The 20058-nt window shown below is 36.6% G+C and carries 19 protein-coding genes; 15 read left to right on the forward strand and 4 right to left on the reverse strand.

Annotated features, from left to right (window positions below; genetic code table 11):
• Nucleotides 1-23 precede the first annotated feature (23 nt).
• From BCF58_RS05110 to BCF58_RS05120, 3 genes are read left to right on the forward strand one after another with little or no spacing between them, the layout of a single operon-like run.
• Complete coding sequence (locus BCF58_RS05110; RefSeq protein ID WP_121460696.1) at nucleotides 24-1070, forward strand: ABC transporter substrate-binding protein; 1047 nt, start codon at nucleotides 24-26, stop codon at nucleotides 1068-1070.
• 42 nt (nucleotides 1071-1112) lie between these two features.
• Nucleotides 1113-1757 carry a monofunctional biosynthetic peptidoglycan transglycosylase gene (mtgA, locus tag BCF58_RS05115; protein WP_121460697.1) on the forward strand — a complete coding sequence of 215 codons (645 nt, stop codon included), beginning with the start codon at nucleotides 1113-1115 and terminating at the stop codon, nucleotides 1755-1757.
• Nucleotides 1758-1770: 13 nt separating this feature from the next.
• Nucleotides 1771-3804, forward strand: a complete 2034-nt coding sequence (locus BCF58_RS05120) for a recombinase (protein ID WP_121460698.1) — start codon at nucleotides 1771-1773, stop codon at nucleotides 3802-3804.
• On the opposite strand, the gene BCF58_RS05125 is transcribed toward BCF58_RS05120, so the two are convergent.
• From BCF58_RS05125 to BCF58_RS05140, 4 genes are all read right to left on the reverse strand, one after another.
• Nucleotides 3782-4078 carry a hypothetical protein gene (locus tag BCF58_RS05125; RefSeq protein ID WP_121460699.1) on the reverse strand — a complete coding sequence of 99 codons (297 nt, stop codon included), beginning with the start codon at nucleotides 4076-4078 and terminating at the stop codon, nucleotides 3782-3784. The genes BCF58_RS05120 and BCF58_RS05125 overlap by 23 nt on opposite strands.
• Nucleotides 4079-4182: 104 nt before the next feature.
• Nucleotides 4183-4509 (reverse strand): four helix bundle protein, encoded by a 327-nt coding sequence (locus tag BCF58_RS05130; RefSeq protein ID WP_228434737.1) that lies wholly within the window; start codon nucleotides 4507-4509, stop codon nucleotides 4183-4185.
• Nucleotides 4510-4637: 128 nt separating this feature from the next.
• Nucleotides 4638-5717 (reverse strand): DNA replication/repair protein RecF, encoded by a 1080-nt coding sequence (gene recF, locus BCF58_RS05135; protein ID WP_121460700.1) that lies wholly within the window; start codon nucleotides 5715-5717, stop codon nucleotides 4638-4640.
• A gap of 3 nt (nucleotides 5718-5720) precedes the next feature.
• Nucleotides 5721-6476, reverse strand: coding sequence for a UbiA prenyltransferase family protein (locus BCF58_RS05140; protein ID WP_121460701.1), 756 nt, complete (start codon nucleotides 6474-6476; stop codon nucleotides 5721-5723).
• 18 nt (nucleotides 6477-6494) lie between these two features.
• Between BCF58_RS05140 and BCF58_RS05145 the strand changes: the two genes are divergently transcribed.
• The 12 genes from BCF58_RS05145 (at nucleotide 6495) to BCF58_RS05200 (ending at nucleotide 20044) form a co-directional block, all read left to right on the forward strand.
• Nucleotides 6495-12356, forward strand: coding sequence for an alpha-2-macroglobulin family protein (locus tag BCF58_RS05145; protein ID WP_121460702.1), 5862 nt, complete (start codon nucleotides 6495-6497; stop codon nucleotides 12354-12356).
• 193 nt (nucleotides 12357-12549) lie between these two features.
• Nucleotides 12550-13035 (forward strand): ecotin, encoded by a 486-nt coding sequence (locus tag BCF58_RS05150; protein ID WP_121460703.1) that lies wholly within the window; start codon nucleotides 12550-12552, stop codon nucleotides 13033-13035.
• A gap of 167 nt (nucleotides 13036-13202) precedes the next feature.
• Nucleotides 13203-13658 (forward strand): DUF1569 domain-containing protein, encoded by a 456-nt coding sequence (locus tag BCF58_RS05155; RefSeq protein ID WP_121460704.1) that lies wholly within the window; start codon nucleotides 13203-13205, stop codon nucleotides 13656-13658.
• A gap of 11 nt (nucleotides 13659-13669) precedes the next feature.
• The gene (locus BCF58_RS05160) at nucleotides 13670-14140 is read left to right on the forward strand and encodes a hypothetical protein (protein WP_121460705.1); all 471 of its coding nucleotides are present in this window, start codon (nucleotides 13670-13672) and stop codon (nucleotides 14138-14140) included.
• An 11-nt stretch (nucleotides 14141-14151) separates the two neighbouring features.
• Entirely contained in the window at nucleotides 14152-14550 is a 399-nt protein-coding gene (locus BCF58_RS05165; protein WP_121460706.1) for a hypothetical protein, read from the forward strand.
• Between the two features lie 3 nt (nucleotides 14551-14553).
• Nucleotides 14554-14925 carry a VOC family protein gene (locus BCF58_RS05170; protein ID WP_121460707.1) on the forward strand — a complete coding sequence of 124 codons (372 nt, stop codon included), beginning with the start codon at nucleotides 14554-14556 and terminating at the stop codon, nucleotides 14923-14925.
• 19 nt (nucleotides 14926-14944) lie between these two features.
• A complete protein-coding gene (locus tag BCF58_RS05175; protein ID WP_121460708.1) occupies nucleotides 14945-15487 on the forward strand; it encodes an SRPBCC family protein in 543 nt (180 codons plus the stop codon).
• Nucleotides 15488-15525: 38 nt separating this feature from the next.
• The gene (locus BCF58_RS05180; RefSeq protein WP_121460709.1) at nucleotides 15526-15975 is read left to right on the forward strand and encodes a VOC family protein; all 450 of its coding nucleotides are present in this window, start codon (nucleotides 15526-15528) and stop codon (nucleotides 15973-15975) included.
• Between the two features lie 110 nt (nucleotides 15976-16085).
• On the forward strand, nucleotides 16086-16481 hold the full coding sequence (locus BCF58_RS05185; RefSeq protein ID WP_121460710.1) for a DUF1398 domain-containing protein: 396 nt from the start codon (nucleotides 16086-16088) through the stop codon (nucleotides 16479-16481).
• A gap of 138 nt (nucleotides 16482-16619) precedes the next feature.
• The gene (locus tag BCF58_RS05190) at nucleotides 16620-17294 is read left to right on the forward strand and encodes a DUF2490 domain-containing protein (RefSeq protein ID WP_121460711.1); all 675 of its coding nucleotides are present in this window, start codon (nucleotides 16620-16622) and stop codon (nucleotides 17292-17294) included.
• A gap of 67 nt (nucleotides 17295-17361) precedes the next feature.
• Nucleotides 17362-18366, forward strand: coding sequence for a bestrophin family protein (locus tag BCF58_RS05195; RefSeq protein WP_121460712.1), 1005 nt, complete (start codon nucleotides 17362-17364; stop codon nucleotides 18364-18366).
• A gap of 64 nt (nucleotides 18367-18430) precedes the next feature.
• Nucleotides 18431-20044 (forward strand): Na+/H+ antiporter, encoded by a 1614-nt coding sequence (locus BCF58_RS05200; protein WP_121460713.1) that lies wholly within the window; start codon nucleotides 18431-18433, stop codon nucleotides 20042-20044.
• The last annotated feature ends 14 nt before the right edge of the window (nucleotides 20045-20058 follow it).

Here is a 20058-nt window from a genome sequence, read left to right on the forward strand (position 1 = left end):
CACTTTTTTGCTTTCTTTGAAAGATGAAATCAAGAATTTTACTATTATTTATCCTTTTCATCTTAACCTCCTGTAAAAGAGAACCAAAAATATCATCTTCAGATTGGACTTTACTTTCCAACCGTTTACAGTACAAAGAGCAAAACGGAATATTACAGCTGAAATCGGGAAATTTCACCTATGATTTCAAATCGGATCAGATGCCTTTTAAAAAAATTATCCTCCTCAATGCAAGTATGGCAGGGTACATTACCGAATTGGGTGCCGAGGATCTGATTGCCGGAGTTTCAAGTCCTGAATATATCTATTCTGATAAAATTCAAAATCTGCTTAAAGAAGGTGAAATTCTGAATGTGGGAAATGAACAGAAATATGAAGTGGAAAAAATTATCTCCCTGAAACCGGACGCCATTTTTACGAACTATGTTGCCAGTTTCGACAATACTTACCAGTTACTAAAAAACAATGGGATCAAGATTATATTCCTGGATGAGTACATGGAGCAAAAGCCCCTTGAAAGAACGGCATATATCAAGCTTTTCGGGAAATTATTAGGAAAAAATAAGGAAGCAGAAACAAAATACCAGGAAGTAGAAAAGAATTATAAAGAATTGAAGCAATTGGCTCTGCAGGCTAAAACCAGACCTCTGGTATTAGCGAATATAATGTATGGTGATGTCTGGTACCTTCCCGGGGGCAATACATCCACGGTCAACTATATTTCAGATGCCAATGCTGAATATATCCTGAAAAACAATACAGAGGAAAAATCCATCCCTATGAGCTTTGAAGAAGTTTTTGCAAAATCCGGAAACGTCCAGTATTGGGTAAATGCAGGGAATCATGTTTCCAAAAAAGAAATGCTCAGCATGAATCCTCTTTACAGTAAATTAGACGTTTTTAGCAAAGGGAAAATATATGTAATTACAGGAAAAGAAATACAAAAAGCCAATGATTTTTTTGAAAGCGGAGTGGTAAGATCAGATCTGGTTCTTAAAGATTATATTAAAATCTTTCATCCGGAATTGCTGCCGGATTATCAACTCACATATATGAAGGAATTGCAATAAATAAGAGTATTTGTTTATTTTTGCAGTTCCTATTAAAAAGTTATGTGGAAAAAAATCAAACAAATTCTGTTGATCATTCTGATACTGAATGTAGTATTTATTATATGGGGAAGATTCTTTAATCCGCCAATTACCATCACACAGATCGGTGGTCTTTTTAAATATGGAAAATTACACCGCGATTATATTTCCTATGATGAGATGGGAGATAATGTGAAAAAAGCGGTAATTGCCTCCGAAGATCAGAAGTTTTTTATTCACGACGGGTTCGACTATACTGCTATTGAGAAAGCAATGAAGCATAACGAAAAAGGCAAAAAGATTCGTGGCGGAAGCACTATATCTCAGCAAACAGCGAAAAACGTTTTCTTATGGCAGGGAAGAAGCTGGTTCCGGAAAGGCTTGGAAGCCATGTATACCTTCATTATAGAAAAAGTTTGGGGAAAAGATATTATTCTTGAAAGATATCTGAATTCCATTGAAATGGGACAGGGCGTTTTCGGAATAGAAGCAGCAGCTCAATATTATTTCGGAAAATCTTCCAAAAATCTTTCCAGATCGGAGGCGGCGTGGATTGCTGCTGTATTGCCCAATCCCAAAAAATATGATCCCAAAAATCCATCGGCCTATTTAAACAGGAAACACAATTGGATTATGAGACAAATGAGAAATGTAAGTTTGAAATAGTATCTTTGTACCAATGAAATTTTTAAATTCCGGTACAAAAAACTTTCAATCTGTTCTTAAAAAATACTTTTCTTTTAAGAACGAAACCCTTTCTTTAGAACCGTTTGCAGAATTTTTGGAGGCGGTAAAAAGAACTGATTTTACCAATGTCCTCAGCTTCTTCAAAAATAATCCGGTTTTCCTGGAACATTTTAAGTATTATATTCATAATATTTTTGAAGGAAAACCCTTCAACCTGTCTCTGACGGAAGCCAATATTCTTTCAGAGAACGCATTTTTTCCTGAGCTTAAAAAAAGAATCCTTAATACCATTTTGCCGCCCGTAGAGCATGAAAATACGGTGTGGTATATGATCGACAATATCAGCCTTCGACCTAAAAAAGATTTGAAATACCTTCATAATCTTCCTGAAAATGAAATCGACGAATTCTTACGAATGCTGGATGCCTCGGATTTCATTAAAAATATCAAGGTTAAAAAAGAAATGCTGTTTGCCATGAACATCCTTTCCTGGAGGGTTACGGGAATGGCAATGGAGGTAGAAGTGGTAAGAATGGCTCCTGAGTACAGAAATTTCCATAACCCTTTTATAGCCCTGCAAAATGAACTGGAAGCGCTAACGGAAGAACTGGAAAATGATCCTGAGCTGCAGCTGCATTCCAAAGACAGCCGTTACAAGCAGATTAAAATATATATAGAACAGTGCCTGGAATTTGTGAATATTGCTTTTAAAAATTCTTCCAAATATGGAATTTCAGGGAAGATCAACCAGTCACTTTTAAAAATACAACAGCAGATTCAAAGAATTTACGACATCGTAAGCCTGCTTGTTATTGATACTGAGGAAGATCTGATGATTAATTCCAAGCAATTGATTTTTAATGTCCTGAGATATAAATCTCATAAAAATAATATCTCAGAACTCGTTAATGACAGTACGAGATTAATTTCCCATCTGATCACCAATCACACCGCTGAAACAGGAACTCACTATATTACTTCTACAAGAAAGGAATACCTGAAAATGTTTTACAAAGCCAGTGGTGGCGGAATCATTGTAGGAGCATTATGTGTATTGAAAATGCTTTACGGATATATTCCCGGAAGCGATTTTTTTCATGCCTTTATGTATTCCATGAACTATGCGATGGGATTTATCATGATTTACCTGATGGGATTTACGTTGGCCACAAAACAGCCTGCAATGACCGCAGCAACAATGACCAAGGTACTTTCTGAAGGGGAAAATAATACAAGAAATAATACGGAATTTGCCCATCTCGTTTCGAAACTTTTCAGAAGCCAGTTTATAGCGTTTGTAGGAAACGTATTACTTTCCTTTCCGATAGCTTTGGCAATCATTTACGGACTGGATGTTTTTTTCTCACAGAATCTGGCGGTTGATAAATCGGATAAGCTTCTTAAAGATCTCGATCCTTTTAAATCCAAAGCTATTCTGCATGCAAGTATTGCGGGGTTTTATCTTTTTATTTCTGGAATTATTTCCGGAAACATAGGAAATAACTCGGTTTTCTATCAGATTCCCGAAAGAATTGCCAAAAACCTTTCTATCAAAAAATTTTTCGGGGCCAGATTTGCCAAAAGCCTTTCCAAATATTATGCGAAAAACTGGCCGGGAATTGTCTCCAATTTCTGGTTTGGTGTTTTTCTTGGGGCTACAGCTCCGGTGGGCTTATTTTTTGGATTGGATTTGGATATCCGTCACATTACCTTTGCAGCAGGGAACTTTGCTTTAGGATTATATGGAAAAGATTTTACTGTAGATAATTATACGTTCTGGTTGTCCTTTATAACCGTTTTTGTCATTGGTTTTTTCAACTTCTTTGTGAGCTTTACGCTGTCAATGTTTTTAGCATTCAGGTCAAGAAAGCTGAACTTTGGACAGGTAAGTGAAATTTATAAAGAAATTTTCAGGTATTTTTCCAAGCATCCTTTGAAATTTTTCCTTCCTATACGCTCGGGGTTAGATAAAAAGGCAGATGACTTAATGAACAGCACCGTGTCTACAAAATCTGAAGATCATTAAATTTTTCCACTCCGAATTTATCCTGAAATTTTTTCAGATAAAAGCTTTTACGCATTTTGAAATCATTTTTCAGTAAAGGAGAATTGATCGTAATCATGATTACCTTATTCTGAATATTAACGCTTTTGATTTCATTAAAAAGACTTTCATCAAGATACTCTTCCAGAAAATCTTTAATCTCAAACGCAACGAGTTTATCTTCAAAGCCATACATTCTGGCAAAAGATTTTACAAGCTCCGAGGATTGGTATTCGCGTTTTTTCTTGTTTTTCATTATGAATTCGGGTTTCGGGATTTTGAGTTTCGAGGTTTGACAGGGAAGTATTATTTTAATTTTTATTTTCGTTCCAGTTTTCTTTTACCCATTTTTTATAAGTATTAATTTTTCCACCTAATACATTCATAGTCTCTTTTTAATATTTCAAATTCCGAAGAAAATTCTGGATATAATGCAATAATTTTTTCTAAATGATTAATGGTTTCGTCATTACTGGCATGACTAAAAACCAAGAACCGTATATAATCATTTTTATAATAAGACCTTCCATAACCTTCCACAATATTAGTGATTATTGAATCTGAGGATCTTCTTAATTGACTTCCCAACTCAAAAAGTTCATACTTTGGAAGAAGAAAAGTAGCTTTATGGGTTTTTAAAAATAAGTCAAATGCCATTTTATAAATATCCAGGTTCTTATAGCTCATATCATTTTGTGTTTTGTATATTTTATTCTGGGATTCGTGCTTCGGGGTTATATCGTACCTCGCATCTTATTCATATTTCGAACCCCTGTACCTCTTATTTATCTTATACCTCGTATCTCGTATCCCAATCATATTTCAAAAATGATGCTTTCTTCGTTAATTTTCTTCACCACACTTTCCGTACGTTCCTTATGCGTATCCGTAATAAAGATCTGTCCGAAGTTTTCCTGATTCACTAATTCTATCAATTGAGAAACCCTGTAATCATCCAGCTTATCAAAAATATCATCCAGCAAAAGAATGGGCGTTTTTCCTGTTAGCTCTTTCACAAGGCTCATTTGGGCAAGTTTTAAAGAGATCAGAAATGATTTCTGTTGTCCCTGCGAACCTACTTTCTTTATTAAAATCTGATCCATTTCAAAAAGCAGATCATCTTTATGAATTCCCTTTGAAGTATAAGTCAGCATTCTGTCTCTCTCAAGACTTTCTTTTAGCAGGTTTCCAAAAGAATTTTCAAACAGATGAGATTCATAAATCACAGAAACAGTCTCTTTTCCTCCGGAAATAATACGATAAAAGTTTTGTACAATCGGATTTAATTGAGTGACAAAATCTTTCCTTTTTTCAAAAATTTTGGTCCCGAATTTAATGATCGGATCATCATAAATATCCAAAGAATCTTTATCAAAAACACGGTTTTTAGCAAAATACTTTAACAATGCATTTCTTTGCTGGATGGTTTTCTGATATTGGATCAGGTCAAAAAGATACTCCGAATCCGTTTGGGAGATCATGGCATCCAAAAATTTTCTGCGGCTTTCTCCTGAATCTGAGATCAGGTTGGAATCGTAAGGCGAGATCATCACACTTGGCAAATAACCGATATGATCTGCTATTCGGTCATAGTTTTTATCATTCTTTTTAATGATCTTCTTTGCTTCTTTAGGCTGAGAAATTTTGATAATATCTTCACTGTCTTCATTAAGGACTTCCGCATCAATTGTAAAAAAATCCTCATCTTTCTTTATATTATTGAAATCGGTATTGCCTAAAAAGCTTTTCCCGACGGATAAATAATGTAAGGCATCCAGGATATTAGTTTTCCCCACACCGTTATTTCCCACAAAGCAATTGATTTGAGGGGAAAACTCAAACTTTTTCTCAGAGTGGTTTTTGAAATTGTACAGGGAAAGCTTCTTGATAATCATTCGTCAAAAATACTCCATTATTACTAAAAATAAAAAAGGAAGTGCGGAACAAGTTTCAACACCAAAAGAAAAATAGGCGTCATTTCTTTCGTTTTCGGAGAAATAAATAAGAATATATGTAACAATACTTGCCAGAAAAAAGGCTAAGGAATAATCATATTTCAGATAGAAGATTGCCAGAATGGTGCTAATGAAAACAAGCAGATAAGCGATATATTTGGTATTCTGAATGCCTGTCAGCTGAGGAAAAGTCTGTACCGCATCTTTTTTCATGTCCCGGATGTCAAAAGGAAGAACCAAAGCCGTGATGAAAAAGAAACTGATGAAAAAAATTGGGTAGCTGAATTGAGACAATGTAAGCCATGAATTCATAAGACCCCAGACCAGCCCCACATAAAATATCTTTAATAAAGGAATTTTCCGGATGTAGACATCCAGAAAAAAACTATTGTAAAGAAGTCCTAAAACAACAATGATCAACCATTTCAGCAAACGGATTTCGTTGTGATTATAGACAATAAGAAAGGCACAGATGATTCCTGCAATCGCATTTAGAACCAATATTTTAAGAAAATGCCGGGTATGTTGGTATTTGGTATACAGATACCCGCTGAAATAAGTGATGAAAATTAAAAATACAGTAGGGAAACGGAACGTGTTTTGCTCTTCCATGAAAAACACCGCGAAAAAAGTTCCCACTATAGAGACATAAATTTGACTGTCTATAACGGATTTTTTCAGTATTTTTAAAGAGTTCATTGATCAAAAATAACATTTATGAAAAGAATATCCAAGATTTTTATGCTTTTGCTTCTACTGCTGAACTTTTCGGCTGCTTACGGTCAGAAATATTATGACGATCAGTGGAAAAAAATAAAGGAGAATAGCAAAAAAGGAGCGTATAAATCTAACCTTCCCATCGTTTTAGACATACAAAACCATGCTATGAAAGAAAATAATGCACTCCAGCTTATCCGTTCCCTGAAAGCGGAATTCAGTATTGTGAATCAGACTGTGGATGATGATCAGAATGATTCTGCTTCCAAATTCTTCGCCAAGCTTCAGACAACGGAAAAAGAGTTGAAGGAAGAAGAAAAGCTGGCGTATAGCGTATTATTGAACAGTTTTTTCATGGATTATTATCAGCAAAATTCATGGAAAATCAATGGCAGGACCAATCTGAATTCACAGGACCTTTCGCAAATTGAAACATGGAGCAAGCTTGATTTTAAAAATTACCTCGGTAAAAGCTTTAAGGAACTTGATCAGCAAAAAGCGGAAATAAAGAAGATTTCTTTAAAAAAATATGAAGATGTTTTTTCCGGCACAAAAGATCTGGAGTATTTCCCGACCTTATGGGACTGGCATTCTTTGAAAAAAATAAGTTTCCTGTCAGACCGTCAACTTTTCACGAAAAATGAACTGGCAGAGAACCGCCATGAAATCAATGCGACCTTCGATGAGCTCATTGCTCAGAACAATGGAAACTCCAAACTGTATTTCATGCATCAGAAATTACAGGAGAATTGTAGTTTCAACCAGTGTAAAGACAGATTGGAGCAGCTTCAGAACCTTGTGAAATCTAATGTAGAGGGCGATTATAAAGTGTTGGTTATGGAAGAGATCATGAACGAGCTGATAGTAAAGAAAAAAGAAAAGGAAGCTTTAGCCATCGCTGCGCAGGCAAAAAGCCAGTATCCAAAATCTCCTTTCATCGAAAATATAAAAAACAAAGAAAGTCAGATTACCAATCCTACACTGAATATCAGATACGAACAGCAAACTCAAAGCAATCTGCCGATACATTTGGTAGCGGAATATAAAAATGTAGCACAGTTTTCCCTCAGCATCTATGAAGTAAAAGAAGGCCTTTCTTCTTTCTTGCAATATGCCCAGAATTCTTACAGGGATTCCTATAACAAGGTTAAAAAGAATTTGGTGAGAAAAGAAGAATACCAACTGCCTGATCCTAAAGATTACCAGGTTCACAAGACTTCTCTTGAGATTAAACCGCTTCCTTCAGGAATTTATCTTGTTGAATATGATGTGGCCGGAGCAGAAAAAAACGATGATGCATCAAGACAGAATTTTTATTTCCTGGTTTCCAATAACAAGATTATTTACCAGACAAAATCAGACAGAAAGCCACTTTCCAATGAGTTGAAGCTTGTGAATAGTGAAAATGGAAAGCCTGTTGCCAGTGGAAACCTTATTTTTCATGAATTTGTTAATGATCAATCAATCAATAAGGTAAATGCTAAGACAGATGAGAAAGGGGGCTTCAAATTCCCGCAAACAGCAAATAAAGGATATTACAGAACTTTCCTGATCCAACAGCCGGAAACGAATGATTTCCAGATCATGCAGATATACGGAGACAATGGTTATGAAGTTGATAATCCCAATAAGAAATTACGGGGAAAAGCTCAGATTTTCACGGACCGGGGTATTTACAGACCCGGACAAACCGTTTATTTTAAGGTCATCAATACCAAAATAGATAAAGAAACCGAATCGGTGGTTTCCGGGCTACAGCAGAAGATAACATTACTGGATGCCAATAGTGAGGAAGTATCTTCCCAAAACTTCACCACCAATGAGTTTGGATCCTATCACGGAAGTTTTACCCTTCCGAAAGGCAAGCTGAATGGAACATTTTATCTGAGAACGGACGGCAGTGAATACGGATATAAGGACATTCGGGTTGAAGAATATAAGAGACCTAAATTTGAAGTCACTTTTGATCCGGTAAAAGAAGAATATAAATATGGGCAAACCATCGAATTGAAAGGAAAAGCCATGATGTTTTCCGGAGTTGCTTTAAGTAATACTACAGTACACTATGAAATCAAAAAACGCAATATCCGTTGGAGATATTTCTGGTGGTATCCTCAGGAAAATGATAATGAAAATTCAATTCTCGGTGAAGCCAAAACTAATGAGAAAGGAGAATTTGTGATCCGTCTTGATCTTAAAAAAGATGAAAAGCTGGAAGGTATCCAGATTGATAATTATGAGATCAACGCTTCAGTGACAGATATTAACGGGGAAACCCAATCTGCAGATACACAGTTGAAGGTTGCCTCGGTTTCCCATTACATTAAAGCAGATGATATTAAAAATGTATTCGCTGAAGAAAATGTAAAACTGAAAGTCGAAACCAAGAATTATAACGAACAAAACCTGAAAAAATCTTATCAGGTTAAATTATCAAAACTGGAAACTCCCAACAGGATTTTCAGAGAGAATTTCCAGTCTGCGGTTCAGGATCTTCCGAAGTTTTCAAAAGACGAGTTTATCAATAAATTTCCACATGACCGATTTGATAAAAATGATGAATTGAAAAACTGGAAAGCTTCATCTGTCATTCTGAACGGTGAGAAGCGAAGTGAAGAATCTCTGGATCTTGGGAAACTGGAAGCCGGAGATTATCAGCTGGAATTATACAATATCGAAGGAAAAGATACGATAAAATCTTCCCAGAACTTCAGTGTTTGGGATAAAAAATCTTTGCAAGCTTCTCAAAAAACATTCTTGACAGTATTAGAACCTAAAGAAGAGTTTTCAAGAGGGGAAAAAGCTAAAGTATATGTGTATTCTGCAATTCCGGGAGCTTTGGTAAATGTTTTTGTTCAGGACGGATCAGGAAAAACCATATCAGAAGTGCATCCGTTCAAAAACGGGGTATTGGAATACACGGTTGAGATTCCGAAAGATAAAGCAGTAGAATATCTGAACCTTCAGTTTCAGGTAGTGGCATTCAATGATGTGCAGACTCAGTCTGTTAATCTGAAAATTAAAGACACGGAGAAACCTCTGAAAATTGAAACCGTAACTTTCAGGGATAAGCTTGAGCCTAACTCAAAAGAAAAATGGTCGGTGAAAATTTCCGGAAATGACAAAGAAAAGATCAATGCCGAAGTATTGGCCAATATGTACGATATGTCTCTGGATCAGTTTGCCGTAAATACTTTTAATTGGCAGAAACTGTATATGCCATATTCCATCATTACATCGTATGACATTAGAGAATATCTGGCCCAGAAATACTATCAGAAAAGACAGTCTTATTATCCTGGGAAATATCTGGAAGTGCCTTATTTCAATTGGTTCGATGGGAATATTCTGAATCATGCTTTAATAGGAAATGCTGCCGGTATTCAGGTTGAAGCCATGCCTGCTCCTGTTGCTGACAGTGCTAAAAATCAGGAAATAGACCAGGTTGTAGTGGTTGGTTACAGGTCAATGAAAAAAGCAGTAGCAAGTAAAGCTAAGGATGGGGCCGCAGATGATGAAACAGAATCTCAAGAATCTTTAGAAAAAGTACCGGTTCGTCAAAACCTGAATGAAACCGCATTCTTCTATCCGGACCTGAAAACCGATGCTGAAGGAAATGTGAATTTTGAATTTACTTCCCCGGAAGCGTTAACGAAATGGAAACTGATGTTCTTAGCGCATACAAAAGATGCAAGAGCAGCCACATTAGAGAAAGAAGTTGTTACTCAGAAAGAGTTCTCCGTTACTCCAAACTATCCGAGGTTCCTGAGAGAAGGAGACGAATTGAACCTGCAATCAAAGCTTTCCAATTTAAGTACGAAGAAACTTAACGGTTCGGCCAGTCTGCAGATCTTGGATGCATTTACCAATGAAGATGTTTCCTCCAGGTTTGGTATAAACAACGGAGTTCAGAATTTCAACCTGAATGAAAACGGAAATACAGCCTTAACATGGAAACTGAAAGTTCCGAACAATGTTTCATCCATTATCATCAAAGTAGTGGCTAAAGCAGGAGCGTTCTCTGATGGTGAGCAACAGGCCATCGCCGTATTACCAAACAGGATGCTGGTTACAGACTCAGTTCCGGTATTCGTAAAAGAAGGGGAAACCAAAACATTTGTACTGGATAATCTTACCAATGCCAATTCATCTACCATTTCGAATGTTTCCAATACGCTGGAATTGACGACCAATCCGATCTGGGAGATTATGTTTGCCCTTCCGAGCCTGAAAAATGATCAGAATAATTCGGCTGACGTGATCTTCAACAAATGGTTTGCGGATGTTCTTGCCTCTGAAATTTTCAAAGCCAATCCAAAAATGAAAACTGTTTTTGAAGAATATCAGAACAAAGGTTTGCTGAACTCTAATCTTGAGAAAAACCAGGAACTGAAACAATTGTTACTGGAAGAAACCCCTTGGGTACTGGAAAGCAAAAATGAAGAAGAGCAGATGCAGAAATTAGCCAGGCTTTTCGATGCCAATACGATGAGGAATTCAATCAACCAGGATTGGGAAGATTTTGTTAAGCTTCAGAATCCGGACGGTGGTTTTTCTTGGTATTCAGGGTATCCAAGCTCTTACGGAGTATCATTATATATACTTAAAAATCTAGGGAAAATAAATACCTGGCTGAAAGATAACGTGAAAGATTACCAGACTTCAGCTCAAAATGAAATGGTAGGAAGACTTATTAAGTACGTAGATAATGAAATTGATAAATATTGGGATGTGAAGAAAGAAAATGTTTGGAATAACTGGACATTGGAATATCTTGACACCCGAAACTACTGGGAAAAACAACATCCTTTGAAAGGAAAAGGAGCTACATTGAAATCTTTGGTAAAGCAAAAAGCAAAGACAGCAAAACTAACTGATTTCACGTTTTTCGGATTACATCGTGCCGCTTTATTGATGAGTGATTACGGCTTGAAAGAAACCTCTGATAAACTCATGAATTACCTTAAAGAAACTTCTACTGACACCAAAACTCAGGGAGTGTACTGGAAGCAGAACTTTAATGACTGGGGTTGGTTCAGTTCGAAAGTAGTAAATCATGCAGGAGCTTTGGAAGCATTCAACAAGTTAAAACCAAACGATCAGAAACTCATTGAAGAGATGAAGATCTGGCTGGTTACCCAGAAAGAAGTGAATTCATGGGGCAGTTCAAGGGGAACTTCGGAAGTGATTTTCACAATTTTAAACTCTGGAAAATCCTGGACAACTGCTGAAAGCGATAAAGCAACCATCGTTTGGGGTGGAAAAGAATTACAGCCCCAGCCCCAGGCAACAGGGTATGTGAAATCTACTGTAAAAACTGATGTTTTAGATAAAAACTTAGGAACCGTAACCGTTACAAAGCCAGGTCCCGGAATCGTTCAGGGAGGATTATTCTGGCAATATTATGAAGACCTGGATAAAATCAAATCTTCAGAAAGCTATATCTCCATTACCAAAGAACTATACAAAAAAGTAAAGACGGTGAACGGAGAAGAATTACTGAAAATCTCACCGGAAACTCCTTTGAAAGTAGGAGACAAGGTTGCTGTAAGGATGATTCTGAACACAGATCGCCCGATGGAGTTCATTCATATTAAAGATATGCGTGCTGCAGGATTTGAACCTGTAGATGTATTGTCCGGCTATCAGTGGAAAAACAGTTTAGGATATTACCAATCAACAAAAGATGCTTCAACCAATTTCTATATAGAATATATGCCGAAAGGGAAATATGTATTTGAATACGATTTTGTGGCGAATGCATCAGGAAAATTCTCAAATGGTATTACCACCATGCAGAATTACTATGCTCCGCAAATGAATGCCCATACAAAAGGAAGCAGTGTGACAATTTCAGAATAAATTTTAAAATAAACCATGAAAAACTGCAGTAAGATTACTGCAGTTTTTTATTTAATAATATGATGAGCAATATTTATTATTCTCAAATTTTTTCAGTTACAATAGAAGAGATAATTAAATCAATTAAACAAATGTTTAATTTTGGAATGATTTTTGGCTATAGGAAATAGTGAAATTTTTAAAACAAAACAAAATGAAATTTTCAAAAACGGTAATTACAGGATTAGTAATGTTGATGGGTGTAAATGCTTTTGCCCAAAAGAAAGGAGAAAAATTTGAAAAGCTACAGATTGAGATGTTCCCAAAAGCAAAGGAAGGATATAAGCAAGTGTATATTCAGCTTCCGGTGGCTAAGAACGAAAACGATTTAAAAGTTGAATTCTTTGTAGGAACTGAAAAAATGCTTGACTGTAATAAACATTTTTTAATTGGAGATGTAAAAACTCAGGATTTACAAGGATGGGGATACAATTATTATGAAGTGGAATCCAAGGGAGAAACCGGAGGAACTTTAATGGCTTGTATAGACCCTAAACTGACTAAAAAGTTTGTAACGCTTCAGCCGGAAGTAGTAAGATATAACAGCAAATTACCTTTGGTATTTTATGTTCCTAAAGACATGGAGGTACGATACAGAGTGTTACGTCCGGATGCCATGAAAAAAGCAGTTCAGAATTAATTTGAATTTTAATATAAAAGCCTCGCAATGTTGCGAGGCTTTTTTGATCTAATTTATAGCTCACAGGCATGACTTATACCTTATATCGGGTTTTTACGGTTTTTTCAAAAGAATATACATTCATACAAAAAAACTGATATATTTGTTCTTTAACAAACGAATAAAGTATGGAAAACGTATTTGACGCAAAAGATGCTCAGAATTACATTGATAGAATCAATAAGCTTGTCCCGGATACTCACGGTTTGTGGGGGAAAATGACCGTTGATCAGATGTTGGCCCATTGTAATGTTTCCTATGAAATGGTATATGAACCTGAAAAGCATAAAAAACCGGGGTCCATTGCTAAATTTATTCTTAAGACCTTTGTAAAATCTAAAGTGGTGGGAGATAAAGCCTATGCTAAGGATAATCCTACTGCACCGCAGTTTATCATCGTGGGAAGAAAAGACTTCGACGAAGAAAAGAAAAGATTGATCGGCTTTATTCAGAAAACACAACAGCTGGGAGCTTCTGCATTTGATGGCAAAGAATCCTTTTCATTTGGAAAACTAAATGCACAGGAATGGAATAATATGTTTGCCAAACATTTGAACCATCATTTGGCACAATTTGGAGTTTAAATAGCAAAAACATGAAAAAAATTTTATTACTTCTTATCCTTGTTTCCAATCTTGTCCTGGCGCAGATGCCGGACATTTCCAATGTATGGCGTAATAATAGCAAGCCATATACAGGAACGATAGGAGATCATAAACAGGAAATAAAACTTAAAGTAAATATTTCCGAACAGAACAGAAAAAACGATCAGGAATACTTTGTTTCAGGGTATTCTCTGGTAGATCAGTCTTACGCCAAATTTGAAGGAAAATTCATAATTACCAAGTATAAAGACACCAAAAATAAAGGAGTCGTATTTGGCGAGTACGAACTGGCCGAAGAAAATAAGGGAAGACATTCAGGGATATTCAAAGGAAAGTTCATTTATACCTTTAAATGGAATAAAAAGACTGAGAAAATTGAAGCACAATATATAGAGCTCGTCGGAGACTGGAAAAGCTACGATGGAACCCTTGACTTCAAGACCCGGTTGAAAAATCAATAAAACTATACACTATGTTAAGAAGAATATTATCAGTTGTAGCCGGTATCATTACGGGCTCACTTGCTATTGCAGCTGTTGAAATGCTTGGACATTACCTGTATCCTTTACCGGCAGGAATGAAAAGCGATGATATGGAAGCGATGAAAGAATATATTCCCAATGCTCCTTTTATGGCCTTGTTTTTTGTGATTATTGCCTATGCATTAGGAGCTTTGATCGCAGGATTCGTTTCTACAAAAGTGGCTAATGACGGGGAAAACAGATACGCTATTATTTGTGGAATTATCTTTGTGATCATTACCATTATCAATCTGGCGATGTTGCCGACCCCGATTTGGTTCTGGGTCTTAGGAATCCTGGTGTGGGTATTGGTTTTAGCAGGGTACAGATTAGCGGTAAATAAAAAATAAAATATGAAATTAGGAGCATTTTCGGTGAGTTTAAGTGTGAAAGACCTTCAAAAATCAAAAGAATTTTACGAAAACTTAGGGTTCAGTTCAATGGGAGGAAGTATGGAGCATAACTATCTGATCATGAAAAACGGCAGTACCTTGATAGGCTTATTTCAGGCTATGTTTCAGGGAAATATGCTGACTTTTAATCCGGGATGGGATGAAAACGCCCAGAATCTGGAATCCTTTGATGACGTTCGTGATATTCAGAAACACTTAAAGGAAAATAATGTTGAGCTTGATAAAGCAGCCGATGAATCCACTTCAGGCCCGGAACACATTATTTTAAAAGATCCCGACGGAAACGTAATACTTATAGATCAACACAGATAACAATTAAAACATAAATAAGATGAGAATACTTAAATGGATTATAATCGTTTTGGCAACCCTCCTTATCCTTTGGCTGGTTATTGCAGCTTTAATTTCGGGAGAATGCAAATATGAGAAATCAATCTCCATAAACGCTCCTGCAGAAAAAGTATGGCAGAATACAAACACTTTGAGGGCGATGGATCAATGGAGCCCATGGAATGACCTGGATCCGGGAATGAAAAAAGACTGGACGGGAACTACAGGACAACCCGGAGAAAAAGTGTGTTGGGAAAGCCAGAAAGAAGAAGCCGGAAAAGGCTGTCAGGAAGTAGCAAAAGTAGATGCGGCAAGCAAAAGAATTGATACCAATATCCAATTCCTTACTCCTTATGAAAGTGAAGCAAGAGCTTACGTGACCGTAGTTCCGGAAGGAAACGGAAGTAAAGCAACATGGGGGTTCACCTCAGAAATTCCTTATCCGTTCACTGTTATGAAATTATTCATGAATTTGGAGGATGCTATCGGCAAAGATTACCAGAAAGGGCTTTCAAGATTGAAAGAAATGTCTGAAAAACCTTAATAAATACAACGTAAAACTAAATTTAAAAAAGAAACATTATGGCAGTAGTAAACGTTTACTTAACATTTAACGGAAACTGTAAAGAAGCATTTGATTTTTACAAATCAGTTTTCGGCGGAGAATATCCTTATATTGGAACTTTCGGAGAAATGCCTCCATCAGAAGAGTGTGGCGAAATGTCTGAAGAAGATAAAAACAAGATCATGCACGTTTCCCTTCCGATCTCTAAAGAAACTGTTTTAATGGGAAGCGATACAGGAGGTGAGTGGGCTCCAAGCTTCGTACAGGGAAATAATTTCTCAGTTTCTGTAGGTGCAGAATCTAAGGAAGAAGCGGATAAACTATTTGCGGGCCTTTCTGCAGGCGGGAAAGTAACAATGCCAATGGCAGATACATTCTGGGGAGCTTATTTCGGAATGTTTACCGATAAATTCGGGATCAACTGGATGGTAAATTATGATGATCCTGCAAAAATGCAACATTCATAATATTCATATTGTATATACGCGATATAGGTAAAAATAACTGACGGACTTTTCCGTCAGTTTTCTTTTTATAATACATTTGTATAATCATAAAAACAATTAAAAATACAAAGATGAAATTCACTATTGAACAAATTAAAACAGCACATCAGAAAGTAAAAAGCGGAGAGGATTTCCCTCAATATATCAAGGATATCAAAAAATTAGGAGTTTCTTACTATACTTCTTACGTAGCCGATGGAAATACAGCATATTTTGATACGGAAAATGAATCAGTTTCTACAGGAAGTAAATATGATACCCGGGTTATTTCACAAAATACGGATATTGAAAATTTCAAAACCAGATTACAACTGCACCAACAAGGCGGAACAGATTATCTGACTTTTTGCAAAGATTGTGCAGATAATGGTATTGAAGGCTGGAAAATGGATTTGAATGCAATGACCTGTACCTATTTTGATAAAGAAGGAAATGAAGTTTTAATAGAACAGGTTCCGTCGCTATAAATTGTTTATATAAGAAGATTAATTCAATTGTAAACGAACGGGAAAAATTTTCATAAAAAATATTTTTTTCTTATTATTGATAATTCATATTGATTTTGATTAATATGATAGACAGGAGTAATAAATTAAAAATAAATTATGAAGATTGTAAAGCTACTGGCTTTGGTTATTTTCAGCTTGGGGACAACATTTTCCTTTGCTCAGAAAAATGATCTTGGGGCTTGGTATATGTATTTCGGGAACAATAAAATCAGTAAAAAATGGAATTGGCATAATGAGATCCAGTATCGTAATTTTGATGCCGTTGGAGATCTGGAGCAGCTGCTGATCCGTACCGGGATTGGATATGATCTGACTGAAAACAATAACAATGTTTTGCTTGGATACGGTTTTATATTAAGTCAGCCTTATGTAAACGGAGAGAAAACTGAAAATATCGAACACAGGATTTTCCAGCAGTATATTACCAAGCAGCAATTCGGAAGGTTTAATCTTCAACATCGTTACCGCTTGGAAGAACGTTTTTTAGAAGATGATTTCAGGATGAGGTTCCGGTATTTATTAGGCGTAAATATTCCGATCAATAATAAAGAAATGCTGCCGAAAACCTTTTATGCATCTGCATACAATGAGATATTCCTGCATTTTGACAGTCCGGTTTTCGACAGGAACAGAGTATACGGAGCGTTAGGATATGTGATCAATAAAAACATGAGAATTGAAGCCGGATATATGAACCAGCTCCAGGAAAATAAAAACCGGGGCCAAGTTCAGATCGGGTTCTATAATAATATTCCGTTCGGTAAAAATTAAAATTTCCACTCTGTTGACAGGCTGGTTCAAAAAATAGTAATAAAATAAACTTAAAACCAAAACACGTATGCATTCAGGAAAAAGATTTGGAGCTTTCGAGTTCATGATGTGGACCAGGAGAAGTATTTATGCCTTAACGATTTTAGCAGCAATTCCAACGGTACTTTATTTCTGCGGATGGAAATTTCTCGCTTTTCCGTGGCAACCTATTGCTATTATGGGAACTGCAGTAGCCTTTATTGTGGGATTTAAAAATAATGCGAGTTACAGCAGGCTTTGGGAAGCAAGGCAGATTTATGGAGCCATCATCAACGACAGCAGAAGTTTCGGATATATTCTGAGAGATGCGCTTGCAGGAAAAAATCCCGGTAAAGTAAAAGAGATGTTCATGCGTCATTATGCATGGTTAACGGCACTTCGTTTTCAGCTTCGTGAACCGAGGGCCTGGGAGAATATGAATACGCCACAATTCGATGAATATGCAAGAAAATATGAAATTCCCGAAAGAACTTCCAAATTAGATGACGAACTGAAAAACTACCTTTCGGAAACAGAGCTTCAATATATTTTGAGCAAAAAGAACAGAGCAACCCAGTTGATGGCAAGTCAGAGCAAAATATTGTCTGAGGCTTATACAACCGGAGAGATTAATGATTTTCAATGGACGCAGATCAACCAGCAATTAGTAAAATTTACCGATAACCAGGGAAAAGCGGAGAGAATTAAAAACTTTCCTTATCCGAGGAATTTTTCTTCCATTACGACCTATTTACTGCTATTGTTTATCGTTTTTGTGCCTTTCGGCCTGCTGAAAGAATTTGATAAATTAGGAGAAGGTACTTTCTTTGAGGGAATTACCTTATGGTTCAATATTCCGTTTTCGTTATTGGTGACATGGTGCTTTCATACCTTGGATAATGTAGGTGAAGCCTCAGTCAATCCATTTGAAGGGAGTGCGAACGATGTTCCGATCACTCAGATCAGCCGTACCATAGAAATTGATATGAGAGATATGCTGGATGAAGCGGATCTTCCGCCGGCGATCACTCCGAAAAATAATATTGTGCTTTAAAGACAGATAATTTCTTTTTATCTGCCTTAGAATTCAGATTTTAATAATATAAAGAGAAATAATAATGATTCATAATTATGTCATAATATCCATAGCGGTTTTATTATCCGTGATGATATTGGTAATGATTGGTCAGAAGCTCAGGGTGGCATATCCTATCTTTCTGGTTATTGCAGGTTTATTAATAAGCCTTATCCCCGGAATGCCGCATATTGAGATAGAACCGGATCTGGTTTTTCTGATCTTTCTGCCCCCGATTCTGTTTGAAGCAGCCTGGTTTACATCGTGGCAGGATTTTCATAAATGGAGAAAGCAGATTTTTTCAATGGCTTTCGGATTGGTTTTCCTTACTTCGATTGTTGTAGCCTATCTTTCATCTTCCATTATTCCTGGGCTCACCGTTGCAATGGGCTTTCTGTTGGGAGGAGTAAATTCCCCACCCGATGCGGTAGCAGCCACTTCTATATTAAAACACATGAAAATTCCTAAAAAGATAACCTCTATTTTGGAAGGAGAAAGCCTGATCAACGATGCATCCAGCTTAATTGTCTTTAAATTTGCTTTAGCGGCCGTTATTTCCGGACAGTTCATCTTCGGAGAAGCAGTGAAAGATTTTTTTAGCATGGCAATCGGCGGGATTGCGGTAGGAGTAGGAGCAGGGCTGCTTTTTGGAGCCTTACTAAGAATTATCCCCTCCAATTCCAATATCGATACGGTAATTACCCTGATCGTTCCTTACATTATGTATATCGGGGCAGAACATTTTCATTTTTCAGGAGTATTGTCCGTAGTGGCAGGAGGCTTATTGATGTCTTATAACTCCCATTGCTATTTGAGCCACACCTCAAGAATCCAGTCCGGGAACGTATGGAGTGTTTTGATATTTCTGATGAATACATTGATCTTCATTCTTATCGGATTAGAACTTCCTGTTGTTGTTGCAGCGATGAAAGAGTATACTATTTCGGAAGGTATTTTTTACAGTGTGGTTATTGGAGGAGCTATTATTCTTACCAGAATATTATATAGCTATGCGTTAATGTATTTTCCGAGAATATGTTCAAAGGAATTAAGGATGAAAGTCCCGAAACCGGATTGGAGAGAACCGTTTATCATCAGCTTTGCAGCAATGAGGGGAGTAGTTTCATTGGCAGCGGCACTTTCTATTCCCGCATTTTTACCTAACGGAGAAGCATTTCCGCACCGTAATATCATTTTATTCGTCACTTTCGTTATTATTTTAATTACCTTAGTAGGACAAGGATTGTTGCTGGCCCCGATCTTAAAATGGTTGAAAATTGATGATGCAGGAAGCGAACTGCCGGAAGAAAAGCAGGAGGTGATTCTGATGAGAAAGTTAAAAGAAACTGCCCTGCATAAACTGGATAATGATTTTTCTGAGCTGGCAGAAAAAAATAGCCTGGTTCGTCATCAGAAGCATAAACTGGAAAATGAAATGATGCTGATGGCAGATAAAGCCCAGTGTATGGCTTCTACGGGTGATTATGTAGCGGCGTTCAATGAAAATAAAGACGTTCTCCGCCAGATTATACAGGCACAGAGAAATGAGCTGCACCGCATGAAAAGAGAAAAAATATTCGATGATCATGTGATGAGAACCATTGAAATGCAGCTGGATTTTGAAGAAGCTAAAATCACCGGATTCTCACATAGCTAAGTAGAAAAAGTAAA

The sequence above is a fragment of the Chryseobacterium defluvii genome (assembly GCF_003634775.1).
In the GTDB taxonomy this organism is placed as follows: Bacteria; Bacteroidota; Bacteroidia; order Flavobacteriales; family Weeksellaceae; genus Chryseobacterium; species Chryseobacterium defluvii.